Raw genomic sequence first — 23117 nt, 5'->3', positions numbered from 1 at the left:
CGGAGGCGGAAGATGGACGAAGTCGCGCGCACGCTGGCGTCGGAACTGGCATTGCCGGACATTGCCACGATGACGGTGATCCTGGTGCGGGTGCTGGCCGCCGCCATGCTGGGCGGCATCATCGGCTGGGAGCGTGAACGGAAAGGCCGCGCCGCCGGGCTGAAGACGCATATCCTGGTGTCGGTGGGCTCGGCCCTGTTCGTGCTGGCGCCGGAAGTGGCCGGGATTTCCGGCGGCGACAACACCCGCGTGATGCAGGGCATTGTCTCCGGCATCGGTTTCCTCGGCGCGGGCGCGATCCTGCGTGACGGCATGCGCGTGGAGGGCCTGACCACCGCGGCCGGGATCTGGATGACGGCGGCCATCGGCATGGCGGTGGGCATGGGCCAGGAAATGCTGGCGCTGCTGACCACCCTGCTGGCCTGGCTGGTGGTGGCGGCAGTTCCCAAGCTGATGAGCCGCATGCCGGCGCACCGGGATGGCGGTGCGGACGCCGATTGAGGGCGCGGCTATCGCTTGGCCCGCTTTGCTAGCCTTCACCGGACTCCAATGACTGCGCCGCATGACGCCGATTTCCCGACCGCCTGGCTGGTTCACCCTGACGGCCCTGTGCCTGACGTTGGCCTGCCTTTCCGCTTGCAGAACGCAGCGCTCGCCGGAGCAGGTGCATGCCGAACTGCTGCGCAAGCTGCCTGCCACCCTGCATGACCGCGAAGGCTGGGCGCGTGATATCCAGACCGCGTTCGCCACCCAGAAGATCGAGCCGACCTCCTCCAATCTCTGCGCGGTGCTGGCGGTGGTGGAGCAGGAGTCCGGCTATCGCGCCGATCCGCCGGTGCCGGGGCTGGGTGGCATCGCGATAGCCGAGATCCGCCGGCGGGCCGCCGAGAAGCACGTGCCGGGCTTCATGGTCGATGCCGCGCTGGCACTGCGCGGTCCGGACGGCCGCAGTTACGCGCAGCAACTGCAGGCGCTGCGCAGCGAGCGCGAACTGAGCGAGATGTACGAAGCGATGATCGCGCGCCTGCCGCTGGGCAGCGGTCGCCTGCTGGCCGGATTGAACCCTGTGCGCACCGGCGGCCCGATGCAGGTGCGGGTGGACTTCGCCGAACGGCATGCGCGCGGCTATCCCTACACGTCGGCGGGTTCCATCCGGCGCGAGGTATTCGACCGCCGCGGCGGGCTGTACTTCGGCATCAAGCATCTGCTGGGCTATCCGGCCGACTACGAGCGGCCGCTTTACCGCTTCGCCGATTTCAACGCCGGCTGGTACGCCAGTCGCAATGCAGCCTTCCAGCAGGCGGCTGCAATCGCCAGCGGGGTCAGGCTGGCGCGCGATGGCGACCTGCTTGTGCCGGGGGCGCCGATGGAACGCCCGGGCGCCACCGAAGCCGCCCTGCGCCGCATCGCCCCGGCACTGGGGATGGATGCCGCGGCGATCCGCCGCGACCTGGGCCGCGAACGCGACCAGGGTTTCATCCACACCGAGCTGTACCGCCGGGTGATGGCGATTGCCGATGGCAAGGGCGCCGGCAGGCCGGTGCCGCGTGCCGGGCTGCCCCAGATCGAGCTGCGCAGCCCCAAGATCAGCCGGCGCCTGACCACCGCCTGGTTCGCGGAACGGGTGGAGCGACGCTGGCAGGCGTGCATGGCGCGCTGAGCACCGCGCGGCAGGCCCGCCGGTTCATGTACGGTTGCACGCTTTCCACAGACCCCGCACTAGACTGGGGCCATCCCCCGCCTGACCGTGCCGATGCCGTTCTACCGGACCCTGATCTTGGTTTTCCTGCTGCTGGCCACTGCCTGCAGCCGCGCTCCCGACGTCCAGACCAGCGCCAGCACCGAGGCGATGGAGGCGCCGGCGCCGGCCGTGCAACGCAAGCCGCAGGCGGAGATCGACTGGTCGCCGGTACGGCTGGAGGCTGGTGATGCCTGGGTTGACTGCGGCGCCGACTACCGTCAGGGCGACGGCCGGCCAGTGCTTTCGCTTGCCTACATCGACCTGCGCGGCGCCATGCAGGACTGCCGGTCCACCGGCCTGCTGCGACTGCGCTACAAGGGCCGGATGACCGCCAGCTTCGCTGCGCTGGCCGAGCGCGCGGGCAAGGTGGCGGGCGACCTGGGCATCGGCAAGCGCATTCTCGACATCGATTCCGGCGGTGGCAGCGTGGAGTCAGCCATGCGTGCCGGCGACGCCATCGGCGAGAACGACTGGACCATCTGGGTGCGCGCCGATTCGGTCTGCCACAGCGCCTGCGTCCTGTTGCTGGCGGCGGGCGACATGCGCGTGATCGTCGGTCCGGTGGGCATCCACCGGATGATCCGGCTGCGTTCCACCGCCACCTCGCGCAAGGAGCTGGGCGAGGAGCTGCGCAGGATCAGCGACGACCTGCGCAACTACCTGGAGCGCAATGGGGCTTCGATCGAGGTCTACGACCTGATGACAACGGTGCCCAACCGCACTCTGCGCATCCTCACCGACCAGGAACTGGAGGATTTCGGCCTGGCCGGCTCCAACGCGGTGGAGGACGACCTCGACCGCATCCGCCTGGCGCGCCGCTGCGGCACCGAGTTCCTGCGCCGCCGCGACAGCTTCCGTCGTGCTTACGAGGCGCAGTGCGTGCAGCCGGCCGACGCGGCCCACCAGGACGTGGCCGACATCAACGCCTGTGGTCTGGCGCTGCGGACGCGCTACGGCTTCCCCGACCCGCATTGCCCGATCGAAAGTCCGATGGCGGAACTGGACGGCGCGGTGCTGGCGATGCCTGCGGAGCCGGCGCCGGCGGACGTGGCGGCGGGGGGCGATTCCGGTACCGCTGCGCCAGGCGCCGCCGAGCACGCCGCCGGCGAGGACGCCACGGTGGTGGCCCACCCCTGATCGGCGTTGGCGTGCGAGCTGAAGGTCGGGATTGACGGCTCCAACCTCAGCGACCGCCGCCCCCCCCGCCGCCGCCGCCGCCGCCGGAGAAGCCGCCGCCGCCGCCGCCGGAGGAACTGCCCGGTGGTGAGGATGCCGATGCGATCTGCGAGCCGAGGCTGCTGCCAAGGCTGCTGGTGAGCTGGTTCAGGCTGGTGAGGTTGCCGCCCCGGTACCAGCCGATGTTGGCGGTTGCCGCTTCCGCTGCCGCGGCGCCGACCGCGGCGGTGAACTTTTCCGTCCACGCCGCTTCCACGTCCAGCGCCAGTGCGTAGGGCAGCAGCAGCTGGTAGCGCTGCGCGTCCAGCGGTGGCGGTGCGTCCGGCCCCGGCATGCGCGCCAGTTCGTCGCGTTCGGCCACGCCGAGATACAGCTTCAATCCTTCGATTTCGTCCAGCAGCTTGCGGCCTTCTGCGGTCGGTGCCGGCACCAGGAAAGCGAAGGTGATCACCGCCGCCAGCATCAGTGCGCCGATGATCGCGATCAGCAGGAGGCCGCCGCCGCCGGATACCGCCGCCGCCATCGCCAGTCCAACCGCGCCAATCGCGAAGGCGACCCCCATGCTGCCGTAGTTGCGCTGGAACATGCGCCCGGCGTAGGACTTTTCCATGACCTTGGTCTGCGCCGCGATGGCCGCCTGCAGCAGCGCATGGTTGCTGTTCTTGAGTTCCAGCGTGTCGCCTTCGCGGAACAGCCCGGCCAGCAGCGCCCGCGGCGAGTCAGCCAGCGCTGCGACCTCACCACCCGGCAGGTGATGCAGGGTCCAGTCGTCCTTCAGCAGCCCCTTCTCGCGCTCGATGCGCAGGTGGCCGGCCACCGCCAGCGCCAGCAGGTCGGCGGTGATGCAGCGGGTGTCGCTGGCCATCCGGCGGATGAAGCGCAGCGCGGCCGGTGAATAGCCGCCCGGTGGCTGGTAGCGCGCGATGATGATGCCGGGCGCGGGGTCGCGGCCGACCCGCCGCCAGCGGCGCAGCATGTAGGCCAGCATGGCCAGCAGCGCGGCCAGCGCCACCAGCACGCCGCGGTTGTCGCGCAGAAGCCACCATGCGCGCTGTGCGGTGGTGGGCTCCACGACCACGCCCTTGGGAAAGGACAGCACGATGGTCAGCCCTTCCTGCGGTGCCAGCGGGCGGGTCAGCTGCCAGTGCGCCAGCCCTGGTGCAGGCAGCGAAGTGACGAAATCCTGGCCCTGCACGCCCTGCGCACCCGTATAGCCCTCGGCGCGCAGTTCGCTGGTGGTGACGGTACGCGGCAGGCGCACGTCCACGCTGCCGCTCTCGATGGGGAAGGCCCAGCCGGTGCCGATCGCGTTCCAGTACAGCTCGTCGTGGTCGGCGAAGAAGCCCAGCTGGCGGCTGGTCCGGTAGCGCAGGGTGTAGGTGTATTCCGCCGGCACCGGCAGGAAGTCGTCGTTGCCGGTATTCAGGCGCACGCCGTTGGATTGTCTTTCGGTGAACCACGGTTCCGGCCGGCCGTCGCGCAGCACGGCCTTCACCGTGAAGTCGACGACCACGCGATTACCGTGGCGGTCGCGATAGCGGGTGGGGAAGTCGCGGTAGATGCCTCGGCGGATCGCCTCGCCCTCGGCGCGCACGCGGATGCGCTCCTCCACGTCCATGCTGCCGTCGGCGTTCACCGTCACCGTGCTGTCGTACGACAGGATGCGTTCCTGTGCTCGCGCCTGCAGCGGCAGCGCCGTCAGCAGGGCGAACGTGGCCACCAGCAGCGCGCGGATCACGATGCCAGCTCCAGCTTCGGCGCGGCGCGGCTGTCGCCTTCCGCCTGGAAGAATTCCGCCGCGGCGAAACCGAAGCTGCGCGCCACCAGCAGCGCGGGGAATCGCTGGGTGGCGTCGTTGTAGTCGCGCACCGCGCCGTTGTAGAAGCGGCGCGCGTACTGCAGGTGTTCCTCGACCTCCACCAGCGCGGACGAGAGCTGGGCGAAGTTCTGGTTCGCCTTGAGATCGGGATAGGCCTCGCGCAGCGCGATCAGCCGGCCCAGCGCCTGCTCCAGCGCCGCTTCGGCCTGGCCTTGCCGGGCCGCGCCGTGCGCTGCCTGCGCCTGCGCGCGAAGCTCGGTGACCGCCTCCAGCGTGGCGCGCTCGTGTGCGGCATAGGCCTGCGCCACGGTCACCAGCTGTGGCACAAGGTCGTGCCGGCGCTGCAGCTGCACGTCGATGTCGGCCCAGGCGGTGCGGTGCTGGTTGCGCAGCCGCACCAGCCGGTTGTAGGCCAGCATCGCCCAGACCGCGAGCGCCGCGAGGATCACCAGTGCCAACAGGGTCATAGCCAGTCGTCCGCGATTGCCAGTGGCAAGGGTAAACGAGGCGGCCGTGCCCGGTGTGTTCGTGTTTGCGGTGTCAGCTGACGTCGCGCAGGTGGATCAGAACGTCGCCCAGCTGCACGGTCTGGCCGGCGCGGATCTTGGCGGTCTTGCGTTGTTCCGGCAGCCCATCGACCCGCACCGCGCCGCTGGCCACCAGCTGCTTGCCGGCGCCGCCGGAATCGCACAGGCCGGCGAGCTTCAGCAGCTGGTTCAGCTCGATGTAGTCGCGGTCCAGTTCGAAATCGATGGCCTGGGTTGCCTGCATGGGTGGAGCTCCGTGGCGATGCGTTGGGATGTGGTGTCAGTCGGCGAGATGGTGGGATTCGCTCACGCCGACCTGTTCGACATGCGCCGGCTGGCGACGGCCGGCCAGCAGGCCCTGCGCGAACACCACGCCGAGGATGATGGCGACGCCGAGGTAGAAGCGCGGCGACAGTTCCTGCTGTTCGTTGAACAGGATCGCGGCCAGCACGATGGCATAGACCGGCTCCAGGTTCACCGACAGCTGCGCGGTGAAGGCGGACAGGTGGCGCAGCGCCACCAGGCACAGCGCGAACGGCAGCAGCGTGCAGGCCAGCGCCAGCAGCACCAGCCACAGCGTGTCGGTGGTGGAGGGCAGCACCAGCAGCGGGCCGGCGAAGGCGGGCACCAGCAATGGCATCAACGGTGCCAGCATGGTCAGCATCAGGGTGCCGGCGCCCAGTTCCAGCGCGGTGACGGTGAGCGGATCGCCGCCGTCGACCATGCGCTTGTTGAGGGTGCCGAACAGCGCCACCAGTGCGGCAGAGGCCACGCCGGCCACGATCCCGGCATGCATGCCGGCGGGCACGCCGCCCACCACCAGCCAGATGCCCGGCAGCGAGGCCAACCCCAGCAGCAGGTCGCGCGGCTGGAACTTCTGCCGGGTGAGCAACGGCTCGATCAGCGCGGTCATCGGGGTGGCGAACGCGATACAGGTGGCGGCCACCGAGGCGTTGGCCAGCTTGATCGCGCCGTAGAAGGTCAGCCAGTGCAGCGCCACCAGCGCGCCGATGCCGGCATAGGCCAGGCGCGTGCGCGCCGGCATCGCGCGCAGTCCGCGCCAGACCTTGGGCAGCAGCGCCAGTGCCGCCACCACGATCAGCATCCGCCACCACACCAGCGGCAGCGCCGGCAGCGAAATGAGTTTTCCGAGGATGGCGGTGAAGCCCCACAGCAGCACGCAGAAGTGGATCTGCCAGAGCGCGCGGGTGGTGTCGGGATTTCGCATCCGCGCATTATCGCGGGCAACGACCCGCTTGCGCTTACCCGCGCCGGCCGCCCAGCAGCCCGATCATGGCCATCGCGGCCGCCGGGTTGCGCTCCTTGGCGGCGCTGATGAACAGGATGAAGACGTCGCGCGCGCTCGCGGGCGGCGGCGGGTCGGCCGATAGCCGCGGCAGGTCCGCGGGCTCGCCACCTGCCGCCCACAGGCGCGCGCGCTGCGCCCATTGCGCCAGCGCCTGCGGGCTGTAGCCGCTGGCGATGGCGCTTTGCGAGCGCATCAGGCGGGCGTAGACGAAGTCGGCGGACAGGTCCGCGAACGAGGGATGTTCGGGCGAATCGGTGAACACGGTGGCAAAGCCGTGCCTGCGCGCCAGCGCCACCAGTCCGGCATCGACGAAGCCCGGATCGCGCACGTCCAGCACGTGCCGCAGGCGACGGTTGCCGACGCTGTTCGGCAACAGCGCGCAGAACGCTTCGAACGCCCCGGCCTCCAGCCGGGTGCCGGCATCGAACTGCCAGACCAGCGGACCCAGCCTGTCGCCGAGCTCGGCGATGCCGCCGACGAAGTCCTCGATCTGCGGTCCGGTCTTCTCCAGCGCGCGCGCCTGCATGATCCGCTTCGGCGCCTTGGCGGAGAACATGAAGCCGGGCGGCGTTTCATCGCGCCATTTCGCATAGGTCGCCGGCTTCTGCGTGCCGTAGTAGGTGCCGTTGATCTCGATGCAGCTGAGCTGGCGGCTGGCGTACTCCAGCTCGCGCCGCTGCACCAGGCCCTGCGGGTAGAAATTGGCCCGCCACGGCGCGAAGGTCCAGCCGCCGATGCCGACCCGGATGCCGTCGATCGCGGCGACGCCGTCATCGAACATGTCCATCGCCGCAGCATAGCGCGCATGACCGATGGCGGATCGCGCCGGGGCAACGGCGCCGGCATACTCGGTGCTTTCGATCCCCGAGGAAGCCCCGTCATGCGCATCGCCCCGCTGGCCGTCGCCCTGGCCCTGACCCTTGCCACCGCCGCGCCGGTGTCGGCGCAGCAGGCCGAGCGGACCGTATCGCGGCCGTTCCTGATCGACGACACCCGCGCGCCGCTGGCTGCGCCGCTGCCGGATGCGGCGCGGCTGGCCCGCTTCGATGCCTACGTCGAAGCGGTGCAGAAGCAGTTCGATGTGCCCGGCGTGGCAGTGGCCATCGTCAAGGACGGGGAGGTGGTGATGGCGCGCGGCTATGGCGTGCGCGAGCTGGGCAAGCCGGCGAAGGTGGACGAACACACCATGTTCGCCATCGCGTCCAACACCAAGGCGTTTACCGCCGCGGCGCTGAACATGTTGCAGGACGAGGGCAAGCTGAAGACCACCGACCGGGTCATCGACCACCTGCCGTGGTTCCGCATGAGCGATGCCTACGTGACACGTGAAATGCGCATCCGCGACCTGCTGGCGCACCGCAGCGGCCTCAGTCTGGGCGCGGGCGACCTGCTGTACTGGCCGACCACCACCTACACCACGCGCGAGGTGGCGGAACGCCTGAAGGACGTGCCGCTGACCGGCGGCTTCCGCGAGCAGTACGCCTACGACAACATCCTGTTCGGCGTCGCCGGGTTGGTGGTGGAAGCCGCATCCGGCATGTCGTTCCAGAAGTTCCTGGAAACCCGCATCTTCGAACCGCTGGGCATGAAGGAGACGCGCTACAACAGCGATGGGCTCAAGCCCGGCGACAACGTCGCCACCGGCCACGCCAAGTTCGACTTCAAGGACCTGCGGCCGGTCGGCGTGACCAGCTGGCGCAACGTCTCCGGTGCCGGTGGCATCTATTCCAGCGTGCATGACATCGCCAAGTGGATGAACGTCCAGCTTGCCGGCGGCGTGATTTCGGGTGAGGGCGAAAAGGCCAAGCGCCTGTTCGCGGAGCAGCGCCAGCGCGAGATGTGGACGGTGCTGACGCCGATCCCGGTCGGCAAGCCGTCCATCCCCGAGCTGGCCGTGGCCACCCCCAACGCGATGGGCTATGCGCAGGGCTGGCAGGTATCCGACTACGCCGGCCACAAACTGGTCTGGCACACCGGCGGCTGGCCGGGCCAGGTATCGCGCCTGACCCTGCTGCCGAACGAGAAGATCGGCGTGGTGGTACTGACCAGTGCGGAGGCGGGCGTGGCCTTCAACGCGATCACCTACGAAGCGATGGACATGATGCTGGGCAAGAGCGGCAACGACTGGCTCAAGGGTTATGCCGCCGCGTTCGCCAGGGCGCAGGGCAATGCCGACGAGGACTGGCAGAAGCACGTCGCCGCGCGCGACGCCGCCAGCAAGCCCTCGCTGCCGCTGGCGAAATACGCCGGTACCTACCGTGATCCGTGGTACGGCGATGTCGTCATCCGGCAGGGCAAGAACGGGCTGGAGATGCAGTTCAGCAAGACCGCCGAGCTGCTGGGCGACATCGAGCACTGGCAGCACGACAGCTTCATCGTGCGCTGGCGCGACCGCAGCCTGAACGCCGACGCCTTCGTCAACTTCTCGTTGGATCCGGACGGCAACATCCGCGAGCTGCGGATGGAGCCGGTGTCGCCGCTGACCGACTTCAGCTTCGACTTCCAGGACCTGCGGCTGGCGCCGGTCAAGGCGCAGTAAGCCGGGAGCGGTACCACGCATGAAACCGGCCGCGATTGCGGCCGGTTTCGTTTGCGGGCGATGTTGCGTCCGTCCGAAACTCAGTCGCGCTCGAAGCGCTCGAGGTCGTCGAGCAGGTGCAGGGTGCGGCGGATGCCACCGGTGCCGTCGTCGATGCGTGCATGCAGGCTGTCGGGCCTGCCCGCGGCGCGTGCCGCCCACGCCCAGGTCACCAGCGTGCCGACCACGCCCAGGGCCAGGCTGATCCAGATCCAGGCCGGGGTGGTCGTGGCGGGCGGTGTCGGCGCCAAACCGGTGAAGCCGATCACCACCACCACCCACAGGATCCACCACGGCGCGCCGCACAGGTTCGAGTTCAGCGTCTGCAGCCGCAGCAGCAGGCGCAGGCGCTTCTGGATGGCCAGCACCGGCGCGGCCAGGTCAATGCCCGCGGCCAACCCGGTGAGGATGCCGGCAAAGGCGATGTTGAGGACGCCGAAGGCGTGCAGGGCGATGCCCGCCGCCAGCAGGCCGGGGATATCGAGGTTGCGCTTCCAGCAGGCCACGCCCAGCACCACCAGCCCGATGCCGAGCAGCGCCTGGAACAACAGGCCGATATGCAGAGGGCGCAGATTGCGGCGGGCCTGGTGCAGCCGGTGTTCGCGCAGCAGTTCCAGCTGCAGGCGGTCCTGGCGGGTCAGTCGTGCGTCCAGCGCCTGCCAGGCGGATTTGAAGTCGTCGAGTTCCATGGCGGTGTCCATCGTCGTGTGCATGGTCGTTGCTCAGAAAGCGTCGCGGATGCGCTGTTTCAGCCGCCCGATCTTGGTGGAGACATTGCTTTCGCTGATCCCGAGGATCTCCGCGATCTCGCGCTGCGGGCGATCGTCGAGGTAGAGCAGCAGCAGGGCGCGGTCCAGCGGCGGCTGGCGGGCGATGAAACCCTGCAGCAGGCGCAGGTGCTGTGCCTGTTCCGGGTCTGGGGCATTCGCATCCGCCACGTCGTGCAGGGCGTCGTCCAGCGGCACGGCGTCGTGCCGGCGCCGCAGCTCCTGCTGGCGCAGATGGCCGATCGCCACGTTCAGCGCGATCCGGTACATCCAGGTGCTGAAGCTGCGCGCCGGGTCGTACTTCGGCCAGGCGTGCCAGAGCTGGGCGGCGATTTCCTGCGCAAGGTCGGCGCGGTCCTCGGCGCCGCGCGCATAGCTGCGGGCGATCTTGAACACGATCCCGGCGTGTTGCTGCAACAGCGTGCCGAAGGCGGCTCGGGCGTCGGGCGTGTTCATGGCGGCAATGGAGGTGAGTGTAGTCATGGAAACCCCGGCGCGGCCTTCGCGCCTCTCGATTCCATGATTCGTGCCAGCGCGGAAAATCTCACACGCCCCCGCAGGACGACGGCCGCCCCGCACCGCCCACCCGCCGGAAGGTCAGGCCTCCGGCCACTCCAGCACGCCCGTCACCACCGTCGCCGCGCGGCCACCGGACCAGACTTCGCCGTCGGCATCGACGGTGAGTTCGATGATGGCGTCATGGCCCACTTCGCGGCCTTGGCTGATGCGGTAGAAGCCGCCGCTGGAGGGCAGGGCATCGCGTTCGGCCAACCATGCCGCAAGGGTGGCGTTGGCGGCGCCGGATGCGGCGTCCTCGAAGCGCGCCGGTGCGCCGACGAAGGCGCGCACGGCGTAGTAGTAGACCGGATCCGTGCTGCGTGCATAGACGAACAGGCCCATGCTGTCGCTGGCCTCGGCCAGCGCGGCGATGGCGTCCCAGTCGGGTTCGGCGCTGCGCAGGTGCGCTTCGCTGGCCAGTTCCACCAGCCACCAGCGGCGACCGCCGTCCATCTGCACCGGCGGCAGCGCGCCCAGCTGCAGGCCGGCAAGTGCGGCGGCCAGGCGGGTGTCGTCGGCCGCGGCGATTTCCTGCACGCGGGCGCGCGGCGTGCGCACCGCCACCGTGCGTGCGGCGCCCTCGCCATGCACCCGCAGCGGCAGGTTGCCGGCGATGCCCTGTTGCACCAGCAGTCCGTCACGTGGCGTCACCAGTCCCGCATCCAGCAGCGCATACGCGGTACCGACGCTGGGATGGCCGGCGAATGGCACCTCGCGGCGCGGGCTGAAGATGCGGATGGCGTGGGTCGCTTCCGGCGTGGTGGGCGGGAACACGAAGGTGGTTTCCGGCAGTCGCGTCCAGCGCGCGATCGCCTGCATGGTGGCGTCGTCCAGTCCCTGCGCCTCCAGCACCACGGCCAGCGGATTGCCGTCGCCAGGACGGGAGGCGAACACATCGAGTTGCACGTAGCGGCGCGGCATGGGGGAAGGCCGTCGGAGGGGCCGCGCAGGTTACCAGTCCAGCGTGCCGGCGATCACCTGCTGCACCTGGCCGCCGATCCAGACGTCGCCCTCGGCGTCCACGCGCACCGCCACCCGGCCATCGCGGCCGAGTTCGCGGCCCTGGCTGGCGACGTAGCTGTGGCCATCGCCCGGCAACCGGCCCTGCCGGTGCAGGCAGGCGGCGATCGCGGCATTGGCGCTGCCGGTGACCGGATCTTCCGGCACGTTCACGGCATCGCCGGGGCAGAACGCGCGCACCGCCAGCTGGTGGTCGGCGCCGTCCTCGAAGGCAAACACCGCCACGCCAGTGGACGCGGTGGCGTTGCTCCATGCGGCGATCCCGGCGAAGTCCGGGCGCAGGCTGCGCAACCGGGCGGCCGATGCGGCCTCCACCAGCCACCAGCGCGGGCCGTTGTCCCACAGCGCGGCGGCGATGCCCGGAGCGGCCAGCGCCTCCAGCCCGGCCGGCAGTGGTCCTTCGTGACGCGCCAGCTCGCGCGCACGCGGACTGCGCACGGACGGCAGCAGGCGCGCGCCTTCCGCTTCGATCCGCACCGGGAGCAGCCCGGCGCCGCACTGCTGCACCAGCGCGCCCGCGCGTGGCTGCGCCAAGCCCAGCTGCGCCGCCGCCCACGCCGCGCCCACGCTGGGGTGGCCGGCGAACGGCAGTTCGCTGCCGGGGGTGAAGATGCGGATGCGGTAGTCGGCGCCGCTATCGGGCGGCAGGAAGAACACCGTCTCCGACAGGTTCAGCCAGGCGGCCAGCGCTTGCATCGACGTACCGTCCAGGTCCTGCGCGTCCAGCACCACGCCCAGCGGATTGCCCTGGCCGGGGCGGGCGGCGAAAACGTCCAGCTGCATATAACGACGTGCCATGTTGCGATGCGTCAAGGTGGCGGAAGAGGCCGCTAGAATGCCGCAGGCCCGCGCGAGCGGCATCTTTCCCCCAATTTCCCGACCAGGACCCATGTCCCCTTCCTTTCCCGCGTCCAACGACTGCTGGCTTGTCCTCAAGTTCGGGGGCACCTCGGTCTCGAAACGCACGCGCTGGGACAATATCGGGAAGCTGGCGGCGGCGCGCGCGCGCGACTTCGACGCGCGGGTGCTGGTGGTGGTGTCGGCACTGTCCGGCGTCACCAACGAACTGACCGCGATTGCCGATGGCGCCGCGGACAGCGCGGAACGCATCGCCAAACTCGACGCGCGCCACCGCGAGTTCGTCGCCGGTCTGGACCTCGATGCAGGCGCGGTGCTGGGCGAACGGCTGGCCGCGCTGCACGCCCTGCTGGCCGATCCGCGCGCGCCCGCGCGCACCCTGGACTGGCAGGCCGAGGTGCTGGGGCAGGGCGAGTTGCTCTCGTCCACCATCGGTGCGGCCTACCTGCGCGCGCAGGGTCTGGACATCGGCTGGATGGATGCGCGCGACTGGCTCGATGCGCTGCCGCCGCAGCCCAACCAGAGCGCATGGTCGCAGCGGCTGTCGGTGAACTGCCGCTGGCAGGGCAGCGCCGACTGGCGCGTGCATTTCGCCTCGCAGCCCACCCGCCTGCTGATCACCCAGGGCTTCATCTCCCGCCACCAGGACGGCGGCACCGCGATCCTCGGGCGCGGCGGTTCGGATACCTCGGCCGCCTATTTCGGCGCGCTGCTCGGCGCCCGCCGGGTGGAGATCTGGACCGACGTGCCCGGCATGTTCAGCGCCAATCCGCGCGAGGTGCCGGACGCGCGCCTGCTGACCCGGCTGGACTATTACGAAGCGCAGGAGATCGCCACCACCGGCGCCAAGGTGCTGCACCCGCGCTCGCTGCGGCCCTGCCGCAACGCCGGCGTGCCGATGGCCATCCTCGATACCGAGCGCCCCGAACTGCCCGGCACCAGCATCGACGACGCCGCCGCGGCGGTGCCGGGGGTGAAGGCGATCAGCCGCCGCAACGGCATCGTGCTGGTGTCGATGGAAGGCATCGGCATGTGGCAGCAGGTCGGCTTCCTCGCCGACGTGTTCGCGCTGTTCAAGCAGCACGGGCTGTCGGTGGACCTGATCGGTTCGGCGGAAACCAACGTCACCGTGTCGCTGGATCCGTCCGAGAACCTGGTCAATACCGACGTGCTCGCCGCGCTGTCGGCCGACCTGTCGGCGATCTGCCGGGTCAAGATCATCGTGCCCTGCGCCGCCATCACCCTGGTCGGGCGCGGCATGCGTTCGCTGCTGCACAAGCTGCAGGACGTGTGGGCGATGTTCGGGCGCGAGAACGTGCACCTGATCTCGCAGTCGTCAAACGACCTCAACCTGACCTTCGTGGTGGACGAGGCCGCCGCCGACGGCATGCTGCCCAAGCTGCACGCGGCGCTGATCGATGCAGGCGCGATGCCGGTGCACGAGGAGGCCGTGTTCGGCCCGCGCTGGCGCGAGATCGAGGGCACGTTCCGCCCGCGCCCTGCGCCGTGGTGGCAGGCCCCGGCCGAACGCGACGCCCTGCTGCAGCTGGCGCAGGCCGGTACGCCGCGTTACGCCTACCACCTGCCCACGGTGCGCGCCCGCGCCGCCCAGCTGAAGGCGATCGCGGCGGTGGACCGGCGCTATTTCGCGGTCAAGGCCAACCCGCACCCGGAGATCCTGCGCACGCTGGCGGACGAGGGGTTCGGGCTGGAATGCGTGTCGCTGGGCGAGATCGAGCGCGTGTTTGAAGCACTGCCCGGTTTCGATCCGCAGCGCGTGCTGTTCACCCCCAGCTTCGCGCCCATCGCCGAATACCAGGCGGCGCTGGCGCGCGGCGTCACGGTGACGGTGGACAACGTCGAGCTGCTGCAGCGCTGGCCGGAGGTGTTCCGCGGCCGCGCGCTGTGGCTGCGGATCGACCTCGGCCACGGCGACGGCCACCACGAGAAGGTCAACACCGGCGGCAAGGAGGCCAAGTTCGGGCTGTCGGCGCAGCGGGTGGACGAATTCGTGGACCTGGCGCGCGCGCTGGACGTGCGCATCACCGGACTGCACGCGCACCTGGGTAGCGGCATCGAGACCATCGGCCACTGGCAGGAAGTGGTGGACGAACTGGCCGGCTTCGCGCGCCGCATCGGTAGCGTGGAGGTGCTGGACATCGGCGGCGGCCTGCCGATTCCCTATACCGACGACGACGAGCCGTTCGACCTTCCCACCTGGGCGGCGGGACTGGCCGCGATCAAGGCGGTGCATCCGGCCTTCCAGCTGGCGATCGAGCCCGGCCGCTTCCTGGTGGCCGAAGCCGGCGTGCTGCTGGCGCGCGCGACGCAGGTGGTGGAGAAGGACGAGGTGCTGCGGGTCGGGCTGGACGCCGGCATGAACGCGCTGATCCGCCCGGCGCTCTACGACGCGTGGCACGACATCCACAACCTGTCGCGGCTGGACGATGGCGCGCAGCGCGATTTCGACGTGGTCGGGCCGATCTGCGAGTCCAGCGACGTGTTCGGCCACCGGGTCAAGCTGCCCGCCGCCACCGCGCCGGACGACGTCATGCTGATCGCCGACGCCGGCGCCTACGGCTTCAGCATGGCCAGCGCCTACAATCTGCGGGCGCTGCCGGCGGAAGCCGTCCTTCCGGACGCGGTTGAACCGCGCAGCAACGCTATCGAGCAACCATGACCGACTGGATTTTCAACCGCGACACCATCCGCACGTTCCGCTTCGTCCGCTGCGCCTTCGATGCGCAGACCGGCGTGGCGCAGTTGGTGTACGCCTTCGATGACGGCCCGGAACTGATCGAGACGGTCACCGTGCCGGGCGCGCCGTTCGTGTTGGACGATGCCCGCGCCACCGCCGCGGAGCGCGCGTTGCGCCTGCTGCACCTGATCGCCGGCGTGAGCTACTACAAGGCGGCGGTGCCGGGCGAGATCCGCCTCGACGATTACGCCATCGATGCCGACACCGCCGCGTTGCTGCAGACTGTCTACCGCAACGGGCTGGGCGAATTCGCCTACCGCAACGGGCTGGACCTGCGCGGCAGGATCCGCTTTCCGGCTGACGCCGCGCCCTCGCTGCCCGCACCCGGGCTCGGCCTGCGCGAGCACGCGCTGGTCGCCATTGGCGGCGGCAAGGATTCGCTGGTAAGCATCGAGGCGCTGCGCGCCGAGGGCGTCGCCCAGACGGTGACCTGGATCGGCGGTTCGCAGCTGATCGCCGCCTGCGCCGCGCACACCGGCCTGCCCACGCTCAACATCGGCCGCCAGCTGGCGCCGCAGCTGTTCGAATTCAACCGCCAGGGCGCGTGGAACGGCCACATCCCGGTGACCGCGGTGAACTCGGCGATCATGGCCTTCGCCGCGGTGCTGCTGGGCGTCGACCAGGTGGTGTTCTCCAACGAGCGCTCGGCCAGCTACGGCTCGCAGATCCCCGGCACCGGCGAGGTCAACCACCAGTGGTCCAAGGGCTGGGCGTTCGAGTCCGCGTTCGGTGATTACCTGCAGTCGCATGTCGCCGCCGACCTGCACTACTACTCGCTGCTGCGGCCGTTGTCGGAGCTGGCGGTGGCGCGGCAGTTCGCCAGGACGGACCGCTACGACGCGCATTTCTCCAGCTGCAACCGCAACTTCCACATCCTCGGCGAGCGCCCCACCAGCCGCTGGTGCGGGGTCTGCCCGAAGTGCCATTTCGTGTTCCTGGCGCTGGCGCCGTTCATGCCCAAGCTGCGGCTGGTCGGCATCGTCGGCCGCAACCTGCTGGACGATCCGGCGCAGATCCCGGGCTTCGACGCGCTGCTGGAATACGGCGACCACAAGCCGTTCGAATGCGTGGGCGAGGGCCGCGAGTCGCGCGCGGCGATGGCCGCGCTGGCGCAGCGCCCGGACTGGCGCGAGGACGCGGTGGTGCAGCGCTTCGCCCGCCAGATCGCGCCGCAGCTGGACGCGGCCGCGCTGGCCATCGAGCCGCTGCTTGCGCTGGACGCGGAGCACCGCATCCCCGCCGCGCTGTGGGAGCGCCTGCGTGCCCGCTTCGCTGCCTGAGCGGCTGCGCATCGCCGACCTGTCCGGCCGCCGCGTGGCGCTGTGGGGCTGGGGCCATGAAGGCCGCGCTGCCCGTGCGGCGTTGCGCGCGCGCCTGCCGCAGCAGGCCATGACGCTGTTCTGCAGCGAGGCCGAGGCAGCGGAAGTGGCGGCGCTGGGCGATCCGCTGCTGTCCATCGAACACGCCGCCACCGGCGAGCGCCTGGCCACGTTCGACGTGGTGGTGAAGTCCCCCGGCATCAGCCCGTACAAGCCCGAAGCCGCGTATGCTGCGCAACAGGGCACCCGCTTCATCGGCGGCACCGCGCTGTGGTTCGCCGAGCGCGCCGATGCAGCGGGCGAGGTGGCCAATGCCATCTGCGTGACCGGCACCAAGGGCAAGAGCACCACGTCCTCGCTGCTGGCGCACCTGCTGCGTGCAGCGGGGCTGCGCACCGCCCTGTGCGGCAACATCGGCGTGCCGCTGCTGGAATTGCTGGACGGCCATGCCGATGCCTGGGCCATCGAGCTGTCCAGCTACCAGACCGACGATGTTGCCGCTTCCGGCGCACGCCCGCGCATCGCCATCGTCACCAACCTGCACCCGGAGCACCTGGACTGGCACGGCAGCGAGGCGCGCTACATCGCCGACAAGCTGGCGCTGGTGACGCAGGCAAAGCCGCGCATCGCCGTGCTCAACGCCGCCGACCCGCTGCTGGCGAAGTTGCAGCTGCCTGACAGCGACATACACTGGTACGGCGATGGACGAGGCTGGCATCTGCGCGAGGACGCGCTGTATCGCGGCGACGCGTTCATCATGGACACCGCCGCGCTGCCGCTGCCCGGTCGGCACAACCGCAGCAATCTGTGCGCGGTGCTGACCGCGCTGGAAGCGTTCGGACTCGACGCGGCGGCACTGGCTGCGCGCGCCGCCAGCTTCCAGCCACTGCCCAACCGCCTGCAGCCGCTGGGCGAAAGAGACGGCGTCCTCTACGTCAACGATTCCATCAGCACCACGCCGATGGCCACCCAGGCGGCGCTCGACCTGTATGCCGGCCGCGACGTCGCGGTGCTGGTCGGTGGCCACGATCGCGGCCTGCCGTGGGACGAATTTGCCGATGCCATGCGTGAACACGCGCCGCGTGCGGTCATCACCATGGGCCAGAACGGGCCGCGCATCCACGCGCTGCTGATGCCGGTGGCGGCGCAGGCCGGTTTCGTGCTGGAGGCCGCGGGCGATCTGGCCGATGCGATGGACAAGGCGCGCTCGGCCCTGCCCGACGGCGGCGTGGTGCTGCTCTCGCCCGGTGCGCCGAGCTTCGGGCCGTACCGCAATTACGTCGAACGCGGTCGCCACTTCGCGCGGCTGGCCGGCTTCGATCCGGACGCGATTTCCGGCATCCAGGGCATGGGGATCGCCTGAGCCTTTACGGGCGTGCCCGCTAAGGCGGTTGGTCGGCGTGTGCCTCGCAGATCCAGCCCCGACGGGCCAGGCAAAAATTTCACGGTGGTTGAACCGGATTCGGGTAGCGTAAGCCAGTCATCCCTCCGGAGCCTCGCCATGCGTCGTTCGCTGCTTGCCCTCGCGCTTTCGTTTGCCGCCTTGCCCGCGTTCGCGGCCATGCAGGCCAAGCCGGTGGAATGGATGGTCGGCAAGGACCGCTTCAGCGGCTACGTGGTCTACGACGATGCCTCGGCGGCGAAGCGGCCGGGATTGGTGATGGTGCCGAACTGGATGGGCGTCACCGACGACGCGGTGACGCGTGCCAAGGCGGTGGCTGGGGCCGATTACGTGGTGCTGGTGGCGGATGTGTATGGCAAGGGCCGCCAGCCTGCCAACGCGGGCGAGGCAGGCAAGCTGGCCGGCGGCCTGCGCGGAGATGATCGGGCCGCGCTTCGCGCGCGCATCGACGCCGCGGTGGCCACGCTGAAGGGCCAGGCCGGCAGCACGCCGCTGGATGCGGCGAGGATCGGCGCGTTCGGCTTCTGCTTCGGCGGTTCAACCGTGCTGGAGCTGGCGCGCAACGGCGCGGATCTCGCCGGCGTGGTCAGCCTGCACGGCGGGCTGGCGCCAGGTGCGAAGTCGGCCACCGCCGCGGTGGTGAAGACGCCGGTGCTGGTGCTCAATGGCGCAGACGACAAGGCAGTTCCCGACAGCGACATCGTCGCCTTCGAGCAGGAGATGGACGGCGCCGGCGCGGACTGGCAGTTCGTCGACTTCAGCGGCGCTGTGCACTGCTTCGCCGAGCCTTCGGCCGGCAGCGATCCCGCCAGCAACTGTCGCTACGACGAGCGCGCGGCGAAGCGCGCCTACAGGATGATGGCGGACTTCTTCCGCGAGCGGTTTTCGCAGTAGCGCGTCGCTTCTGCGCGCCCGGCGCCGCGGCCGGCTCAGTGGTCGCGGCTGACCGAATAGCGGGCCAGTCCGCGCAGCGCATCCAGATAGGTATTGCCGTGCAGCGCCGCCAGCGCGGCATCAGCCGCTTCGGCGTAAGCCATGGCCCGCGCGCGGCTGTAGTCAAGGCTGCCGCAGCGGGCGATCGCCGCCTGCACCGTGGCCAGTCCGTCCAGATCGCCTTCTTCCACGATCCGCCGCAGCTCGGCGCGCACGCCGTCGTCGCTGTGCCCCATCGCGTGGATCAGCGGCAGGGTCATCTTGCCTTCGGCCAGGTCGTCGCCGAGGTTCTTGCCCAGGGTGGCGGCGTCGGAGGCGTAGTCCAGCACGTCGTCGGCGATCTGGAAGGCGTAGCCCAGGCGCAGGCCGTAGTCGTGCAGGGCCTGCTGGGTGGCGGCGTCGGCGCCGGCCAGCAGCGCGCCCAGACGGGTGGCGGCGGCGAAAAGGATCGCGGTCTTGCGCTCGATCACCCGCAGGTAGGCGGCTTCGTCGGTGTCCGGGTTGCGCACGTGCAGCAATTGCAGCACCTCGCCCTCGGCGATCATGTTCGTGGTGTCGGCAAGGATCTTCTGCACGTCCATCCGCTCCAGTTCCACCATCAGCTGGAAGCTGCGCGAATACAGGAAGTCGCCGACGAGCACGCTGGCCGCGTTGCCCCAGACCGCGTTCGCGGTCTTGCGGCCGCGGCGCAGGTCGGATTCATCGACCACGTCGTCGTGCAGCAGGGTGGAGGTGTGGATGAACTCCACCACCGCCGCCAGCTGGTGCGCATCGGGGCCGCGGTGGCCCAGCGCGCCCGCCGCCAGCAACAGCAGCATCGGTCGCAGCCGCTTGCCGCCGGCGCCGACGATGTACTCGGCGATCTGGTTGACCAGCACCACGTCCGAGGCCAGCCGGTGGCGGATCAGCGCGTCCATCGCGGTCATGTCGGGCGCGGCCAGGGCCTGGATCGCCTTGAGGTCGGGCGCGGCATGCGCGAGGTCGGGAGCGGTCATGGGCGGCATCGGCGGGGAATGCCGAAGTATAAGCGGTAGGGTGGTTTCCCGACCCCGCGGCGCGGCGTCGGCCGGCTGGCGCCGGCTATACTCCGATGCCATCGTCCAGTCCCGGACGAGCGAAATCCAGAGTGAGGCAGCACATGGCGCGCGGCGTGAATAAAGTGATCCTGGTCGGCAACCTGGGCAACGACCCCGACGTGAAGTACACGCAGGGCGGGATGGCGATCACCACGCTGTCCGTGGCGACCACCAGCGTGCGCAAGGACCGCGACGGCAACCAGCAGGAAAAGACCGAATGGCACCGCGTCAAGCTGTTCGGCAAGCTCGGCGAGATTGCCGGTGAGTACCTGAAGAAGGGTCGCCAGGTCTACATCGAAGGTCGCCTCGAATACGGCTCCTACGAAAAGGACGGGGTCAAGCACTACACCACCGACATCGTCGCCGACGAGATGCAGATGATCGGCGGCGGCGAAGGCCAGCGCGGTGGCGGCGAGGGTGGCGGTGGTTACCAGCCGCGTGGCGGCGGCGAAGGCGGCGGTTACCAGCGTGGCGGTGGCAGCGGTGGTGGCTACGGCGGTGATCGCCCGCAGCGCAGCGCGCCGGCCCAGCGCCGCGAGCCCGCGCAGGCGCCTTCCAAGCCGGCCTTCGATGACGTGCCGTTCGACGACGATATCCCGTTCTGATCCACCAGACCGGTGCCCGGCCGCGCAGAGCGCGCGCCGAGACGGCACCGACCGGAGGAATGCAGGGTTTCCCCCGATGCGCCGTCGCGGCGCAGCGGGCAGCATCCGGGGACGGCGTGTCCATGGTGCCGCCCGTCCTGCGCGGCGACCCGCCCGGCGGTTCCGCGTTGTTCCGACTGGAGGCGATGCATCGATGAAACCCGGACTCCCTGTCCTGCTGTTGCTGTCGCTGGCTGCCGCCATGCAGCCTGTCGCTGCCGGCGAGCAGCGCCCCCGCGCGCGTGCCGCCGGCGTGGTCATCGGCAGCATGGCGCCGGGCCCGCATAACGCGATCACCGACGTGGACGGCGTTGGCGTTGGCCATGCCACGCTGGCCGAGGGCACGCGCCTGCACACGGGCGTCACCGCGATCGTGCCGCACACCGGCAACCTGTTCCGCCAGCGGGTACCGGCGGCGATCGTGGTCGGCAACGGCTTCGGCAAGCTGGTCGGAATCACCCAGGTCCAGGAACTCGGCGAGCTGGAAACGCCGATCCTGCTGACCGGCACCCTGGGCACGTGGAAGGTCGCCGACGCCGCGGCGGACTGGCTGCTGCGCCGGCCCGGGATGGAAAACGTGCGCTCGATCAACCCGGTGGTCGGCGAAACCAACGATGGTTACCTCAGCGACATCCGCGCGCGGCCGTTGACACCCGCGCTGGTCGAGCAGGCGCTGACCTCGCTGTCGCACGGCGCGGTCGCCGAAGGAAGCATCGGGGCCGGTGCCGGCACGGTGGCGTTCGGCTGGAAGGGCGGCATCGGCACCAGTTCGCGCAGGCTTGCACAGGCGGACGGCGGCTACACGGTCGGGGTGCTGGTGCAGAGCAATTTCGGTGGCGACCTCACCATTGCCGGCGTACCGGTATGGAAGCAGCTGCCGGATCCGGCAGCGCAGGCGCAAAGCCTCAAGGCGCCGCCGCCGAGCACCGGCGATGGCAGCATCATGATCGTGGTGGCCACCGATGCGCCGCTGGACGCCGCCGGCCTGCAGCGGCTGGCCCGGCGTGCGCTGGTGGGCCTGGCCCGCACCGGCTCGGTGATGTCGAACGGGTCCGGCGACTACGTCATCTCCTTTTCCACCGCGAAGGAAAACCGGCGCGATCCGGAGGCCGCCGTGCAGCCGGCGCGCAGCGTTGCCGGCGAAGCGATCACGCCGCTGTTCCATGCAACAGCCGAAGCGACCGAGGAAGCGATCGTGAACTCGCTGTTCCGTGCCACCAGCGTGCGCGGGCACCGCGGCAACGCCGCCGCGCTGCCGCTGGCGCCGGTGCTGCAGGCGTTGCGCCGGGCCGGGGCGCTGCAGGCGGCGCAGGCGCCCGCGCGCTGAGGCGGTTCAGCCGAGCAGCCGCGCCAACTGGGTGCGGTTGGCGACATCGAGCTTGCGGAAAATCGAGCTGACCTGGCTTTCGATGGTCTTGCGCGAGCGGCACAGCTGCTGCGCGATGTCCCCGTTGCGGAGCCCGGCGGCGACCAGCGCCGCCACCTTGCGTTCACTCGGCGACAGCGATTTGAGCAGCGGCAGGACCCGCGGCGAGGTGGTGTCGACCGCCGCCATCGCGGGGCCGTCGGCGGCCAGGATCAGCAGGTGCTGGGCGGAACGGGCGGAATGGCCCGGCGCCGAGCTGATTTCCAGCCGCAGGCGCAGGTCCGGGCGCTGTGGATGCTGCAGTGTCAGCGTCGTCCTGTTGCCCGGCGCCTGAGGCAGCACGGCGCCGCTTTCCAGCCACTGGCGCAAAGGCGTTTCAATCGCGCGCGGGAGCCGTCCGTCCGCTTCGGCATCCCCGCTCCAGCGACGGCACAGGCGGCTGGCTTCCAGCGACATCCAGCCCGGCACCAGGTCGCCGTCCACCAGCACCGCCGGCAGCGGGAATTCGTGCAGCAGGGTTTCGAATGCGTGGCTGCGCGCGCGTTCGCGCTCCAGCGCGCGGATGCGCTGCAGGCTGGCGTCCAGCAAGGGGTACAGGTCCATCAGGAAGGCCGCTTCGCCGTCCGACAGCGTCGTATGGCCGGCGCGGATGCGGATGCTCAGCACCGCTTCCAGCCGGGTGGCGTCCCAGAACGCAAGGTGGATGAATTCGTTCCAGCCTGGCGTCTGGTCCTGTGCTTCCAGGCGCGCGCGCGCAGCGGCATCCTGCGAAGCGATCTGCGAAAAGGTGTACCAGCGCACCCGCGGGTTCGCGGTCAGGTAGGGGGCGGCGACATCCAGGCTGGTGGCCAGCCGCGCGGCAATGCCGCCGCTTTCCGGCAGGTGGTGCCTGCCCTGCAGAGGATGGAATCCCCGGATATCGAAGAGCAGGCTGCAGGAGTGGCAGGGCAGGGAGCTGGTGATGAACGCGGCGCAGGAAGCCCAAAGCGCGTCCAGGTCGGCGGCCTTCACCAGGTTGGCACGCGCCACCGCCAGCGTGTCCGCATGGGCGAGGGCATTGCAGGCATCGGGTATCAGCATGTCGTCCCTTGGCGGAAGGCCCGCGGCATGTCTGCCGGGGGCGCATGGCGTCGTGCGCGCGAACTTGTAGCATCGGCCCAAGGGGGCGGCAAGGCGGCTGGCGGGAACATGCGGGTTTTCTCCGATTGCGTCGGCGCGTAGGTGTGATCGAATGGTGCCGTGGATGGCCGGGCCGGGATCCGCGCA

The 23117-nt window shown here is 70.1% G+C and carries 21 protein-coding genes; 10 read left to right on the top strand and 11 right to left on the bottom strand.

Annotation, left to right across the window (positions count from 1 at the left end):
• Positions 1 to 12: 12 nt before the first annotated feature.
• The 3 genes from ICG51_RS03650 (at position 13) to ICG51_RS03640 (ending at position 2878) form a co-directional block, all read left to right on the top strand.
• A complete protein-coding gene (locus ICG51_RS03650; RefSeq protein ID WP_190281694.1) occupies positions 13 to 501 on the top strand; it encodes an MgtC/SapB family protein in 489 nt (162 codons plus the stop codon).
• Between the two features lie 61 nt (positions 502 to 562).
• The gene (locus ICG51_RS03645; protein WP_190281693.1) at positions 563 to 1660 is read left to right on the top strand and encodes a DUF1615 domain-containing protein; all 1098 of its coding nucleotides are present in this window, start codon (positions 563 to 565) and stop codon (positions 1658 to 1660) included.
• A gap of 93 nt (positions 1661 to 1753) precedes the next feature.
• On the top strand, positions 1754 to 2878 hold the full coding sequence (locus ICG51_RS03640; protein WP_190281692.1) for a hypothetical protein: 1125 nt from the start codon (positions 1754 to 1756) through the stop codon (positions 2876 to 2878).
• A gap of 46 nt (positions 2879 to 2924) precedes the next feature.
• Here ICG51_RS03640 and ICG51_RS03635 read toward each other — a convergent pair whose 3' ends face one another.
• From ICG51_RS03635 to ICG51_RS03615, 5 genes are all read right to left on the bottom strand, one after another.
• A complete protein-coding gene (locus ICG51_RS03635; protein WP_190281691.1) occupies positions 2925 to 4655 on the bottom strand; it encodes a DUF2207 domain-containing protein in 1731 nt (576 codons plus the stop codon).
• Positions 4652 to 5203 (bottom strand): LemA family protein, encoded by a 552-nt coding sequence (locus ICG51_RS03630; RefSeq protein WP_190281690.1) that lies wholly within the window; start codon positions 5201 to 5203, stop codon positions 4652 to 4654. Before ICG51_RS03630 ends, ICG51_RS03635 begins: the two co-directional genes overlap by 4 nt.
• A 73-nt stretch (positions 5204 to 5276) precedes the next feature.
• Positions 5277 to 5507, bottom strand: coding sequence for an RNA-binding S4 domain-containing protein (locus ICG51_RS03625; protein WP_190281689.1), 231 nt, complete (start codon positions 5505 to 5507; stop codon positions 5277 to 5279).
• Between the two features lie 36 nt (positions 5508 to 5543).
• Positions 5544 to 6491, bottom strand: coding sequence for a DMT family transporter (locus ICG51_RS03620; protein ID WP_190281688.1), 948 nt, complete (start codon positions 6489 to 6491; stop codon positions 5544 to 5546).
• A 34-nt stretch (positions 6492 to 6525) separates the two neighbouring features.
• Positions 6526 to 7359 (bottom strand): DUF72 domain-containing protein, encoded by an 834-nt coding sequence (locus tag ICG51_RS03615; RefSeq protein WP_190281687.1) that lies wholly within the window; start codon positions 7357 to 7359, stop codon positions 6526 to 6528.
• 93 nt (positions 7360 to 7452) lie between these two features.
• Here ICG51_RS03615 and ICG51_RS03610 point away from each other — a divergent pair, with 93 nt between their 5' ends.
• Positions 7453 to 9111: a serine hydrolase gene (locus ICG51_RS03610; RefSeq protein WP_190281686.1), complete on the top strand. Its 1659-nt coding sequence runs from the start codon at positions 7453 to 7455 to the stop codon at positions 9109 to 9111.
• An 80-nt stretch (positions 9112 to 9191) separates the two neighbouring features.
• On the opposite strand, the gene ICG51_RS03605 is transcribed toward ICG51_RS03610, so the two are convergent.
• The 4 genes from ICG51_RS03605 to ICG51_RS03590 all read right to left on the bottom strand — a co-directional run bounded on the left by ICG51_RS03605 (position 9192) and on the right by ICG51_RS03590 (position 12293).
• Positions 9192 to 9863: a hypothetical protein gene (locus ICG51_RS03605; RefSeq protein ID WP_190281685.1), complete on the bottom strand. Its 672-nt coding sequence runs from the start codon at positions 9861 to 9863 to the stop codon at positions 9192 to 9194.
• A 9-nt stretch (positions 9864 to 9872) separates the two neighbouring features.
• Entirely contained in the window at positions 9873 to 10373 is a 501-nt protein-coding gene (locus tag ICG51_RS03600; RefSeq protein ID WP_190282340.1) for a sigma-70 family RNA polymerase sigma factor, read from the bottom strand.
• Positions 10374 to 10514: 141 nt separating this feature from the next.
• Positions 10515 to 11396 (bottom strand): PhzF family phenazine biosynthesis protein, encoded by an 882-nt coding sequence (locus ICG51_RS03595; protein ID WP_190281684.1) that lies wholly within the window; start codon positions 11394 to 11396, stop codon positions 10515 to 10517.
• A gap of 30 nt (positions 11397 to 11426) precedes the next feature.
• Entirely contained in the window at positions 11427 to 12293 is an 867-nt protein-coding gene (locus ICG51_RS03590) for a PhzF family phenazine biosynthesis protein (protein WP_190281683.1), read from the bottom strand.
• A 91-nt stretch (positions 12294 to 12384) separates the two neighbouring features.
• Between ICG51_RS03590 and ICG51_RS03585 the strand changes: the two genes are divergently transcribed.
• From ICG51_RS03585 to ICG51_RS03570, 4 genes are all read left to right on the top strand, one after another.
• Positions 12385 to 15033, top strand: coding sequence for a bifunctional aspartate kinase/diaminopimelate decarboxylase (locus ICG51_RS03585; RefSeq protein WP_190281682.1), 2649 nt, complete (start codon positions 12385 to 12387; stop codon positions 15031 to 15033).
• Entirely contained in the window at positions 15030 to 16391 is a 1362-nt protein-coding gene (murL, locus tag ICG51_RS03580) for a UDP-N-acetyl-alpha-D-muramoyl-L-alanyl-L-glutamate epimerase (protein WP_190281681.1), read from the top strand. The genes ICG51_RS03585 and murL overlap by 4 nt, the downstream gene beginning before the upstream one ends.
• Before the next feature lie 4 nt (positions 16392 to 16395).
• On the top strand, positions 16396 to 17793 hold the full coding sequence (gene murD, locus ICG51_RS03575) for a UDP-N-acetylmuramoyl-L-alanine--D-glutamate ligase (protein ID WP_190282339.1): 1398 nt from the start codon (positions 16396 to 16398) through the stop codon (positions 17791 to 17793).
• A 138-nt stretch (positions 17794 to 17931) separates the two neighbouring features.
• Entirely contained in the window at positions 17932 to 18726 is a 795-nt protein-coding gene (locus ICG51_RS03570; RefSeq protein WP_190281680.1) for a dienelactone hydrolase family protein, read from the top strand.
• Positions 18727 to 18761: 35 nt separating this feature from the next.
• Here the strand turns inward: ICG51_RS03570 and ICG51_RS03565 are convergent, their stop codons facing one another.
• Positions 18762 to 19760, bottom strand: coding sequence for a polyprenyl synthetase family protein (locus tag ICG51_RS03565; protein ID WP_223809507.1), 999 nt, complete (start codon positions 19758 to 19760; stop codon positions 18762 to 18764).
• Between the two features lie 143 nt (positions 19761 to 19903).
• Here ICG51_RS03565 and ssb point away from each other — a divergent pair, with 143 nt between their 5' ends.
• Together ssb and ICG51_RS03555 are read left to right on the top strand one after the other, a co-directional pair.
• The gene (ssb, locus tag ICG51_RS03560; protein ID WP_190282337.1) at positions 19904 to 20446 is read left to right on the top strand and encodes a single-stranded DNA-binding protein; all 543 of its coding nucleotides are present in this window, start codon (positions 19904 to 19906) and stop codon (positions 20444 to 20446) included.
• A 193-nt stretch (positions 20447 to 20639) separates the two neighbouring features.
• Positions 20640 to 21812 (top strand): P1 family peptidase, encoded by a 1173-nt coding sequence (locus ICG51_RS03555; protein ID WP_190281679.1) that lies wholly within the window; start codon positions 20640 to 20642, stop codon positions 21810 to 21812.
• 6 nt (positions 21813 to 21818) lie between these two features.
• Here ICG51_RS03555 and ICG51_RS03550 read toward each other — a convergent pair whose 3' ends face one another.
• Positions 21819 to 22931, bottom strand: a complete 1113-nt coding sequence (locus ICG51_RS03550; protein WP_190281678.1) for a helix-turn-helix transcriptional regulator — start codon at positions 22929 to 22931, stop codon at positions 21819 to 21821.
• Between the last annotated feature and the right edge of the window lie 186 nt (positions 22932 to 23117).

The sequence above is a fragment of the Thermomonas sp. XSG genome, from assembly GCF_014678725.1.
Lineage (GTDB): Bacteria > Pseudomonadota > Gammaproteobacteria > Xanthomonadales > Xanthomonadaceae > Thermomonas.
The sequence above is the reverse complement of the archived record's forward strand: the minus strand, read 5'-3'. Positions and strand labels throughout refer to the sequence as shown.

Bases quoted from the DNA above. Each gene is read 5' to 3' on its own strand.
- ICG51_RS03650 (WP_190281694.1), top strand. From the start codon at position 13: ATGGACGAAGTCGCGCGCACGCTGGCGTCGGAACTGGCATTGCCGGAC.
- ICG51_RS03645 (WP_190281693.1), top strand. From the start codon at position 563: ATGACGCCGATTTCCCGACCGCCTGGCTGGTTCACCCTGACGGCCCTG.
- ICG51_RS03640 (WP_190281692.1), top strand. From the start codon at position 1,754: ATGCCGTTCTACCGGACCCTGATCTTGGTTTTCCTGCTGCTGGCCACT.
- ICG51_RS03630 (WP_190281690.1), bottom strand. From the start codon at position 5,203: ATGACCCTGTTGGCACTGGTGATCCTCGCGGCGCTCGCGGTCTGGGCG.
- ICG51_RS03625 (WP_190281689.1), bottom strand. From the start codon at position 5,507: ATGCAGGCAACCCAGGCCATCGATTTCGAACTGGACCGCGACTACATC.
- ICG51_RS03620 (WP_190281688.1), bottom strand. From the start codon at position 6,491: ATGCGAAATCCCGACACCACCCGCGCGCTCTGGCAGATCCACTTCTGC.
- ICG51_RS03615 (WP_190281687.1), bottom strand. From the start codon at position 7,359: ATGGACATGTTCGATGACGGCGTCGCCGCGATCGACGGCATCCGGGTC.
- ICG51_RS03610 (WP_190281686.1), top strand. From the start codon at position 7,453: ATGCGCATCGCCCCGCTGGCCGTCGCCCTGGCCCTGACCCTTGCCACC.
- ICG51_RS03605 (WP_190281685.1), bottom strand. From the start codon at position 9,863: ATGCACACGACGATGGACACCGCCATGGAACTCGACGACTTCAAATCC.
- ICG51_RS03600 (WP_190282340.1), bottom strand. From the start codon at position 10,373: ATGAACACGCCCGACGCCCGAGCCGCCTTCGGCACGCTGTTGCAGCAA.
- ICG51_RS03595 (WP_190281684.1), bottom strand. From the start codon at position 11,396: ATGCCGCGCCGCTACGTGCAACTCGATGTGTTCGCCTCCCGTCCTGGC.
- ICG51_RS03590 (WP_190281683.1), bottom strand. From the start codon at position 12,293: ATGGCACGTCGTTATATGCAGCTGGACGTTTTCGCCGCCCGCCCCGGC.
- ICG51_RS03585 (WP_190281682.1), top strand. From the start codon at position 12,385: ATGTCCCCTTCCTTTCCCGCGTCCAACGACTGCTGGCTTGTCCTCAAG.
- murL (WP_190281681.1), top strand. From the start codon at position 15,030: ATGACCGACTGGATTTTCAACCGCGACACCATCCGCACGTTCCGCTTC.
- ICG51_RS03570 (WP_190281680.1), top strand. From the start codon at position 17,932: ATGCGTCGTTCGCTGCTTGCCCTCGCGCTTTCGTTTGCCGCCTTGCCC.
- ICG51_RS03565 (WP_223809507.1), bottom strand. From the start codon at position 19,760: ATGACCGCTCCCGACCTCGCGCATGCCGCGCCCGACCTCAAGGCGATC.
- ssb (WP_190282337.1), top strand. From the start codon at position 19,904: ATGGCGCGCGGCGTGAATAAAGTGATCCTGGTCGGCAACCTGGGCAAC.
- ICG51_RS03555 (WP_190281679.1), top strand. From the start codon at position 20,640: ATGAAACCCGGACTCCCTGTCCTGCTGTTGCTGTCGCTGGCTGCCGCC.
- ICG51_RS03550 (WP_190281678.1), bottom strand. From the start codon at position 22,931: ATGCTGATACCCGATGCCTGCAATGCCCTCGCCCATGCGGACACGCTG.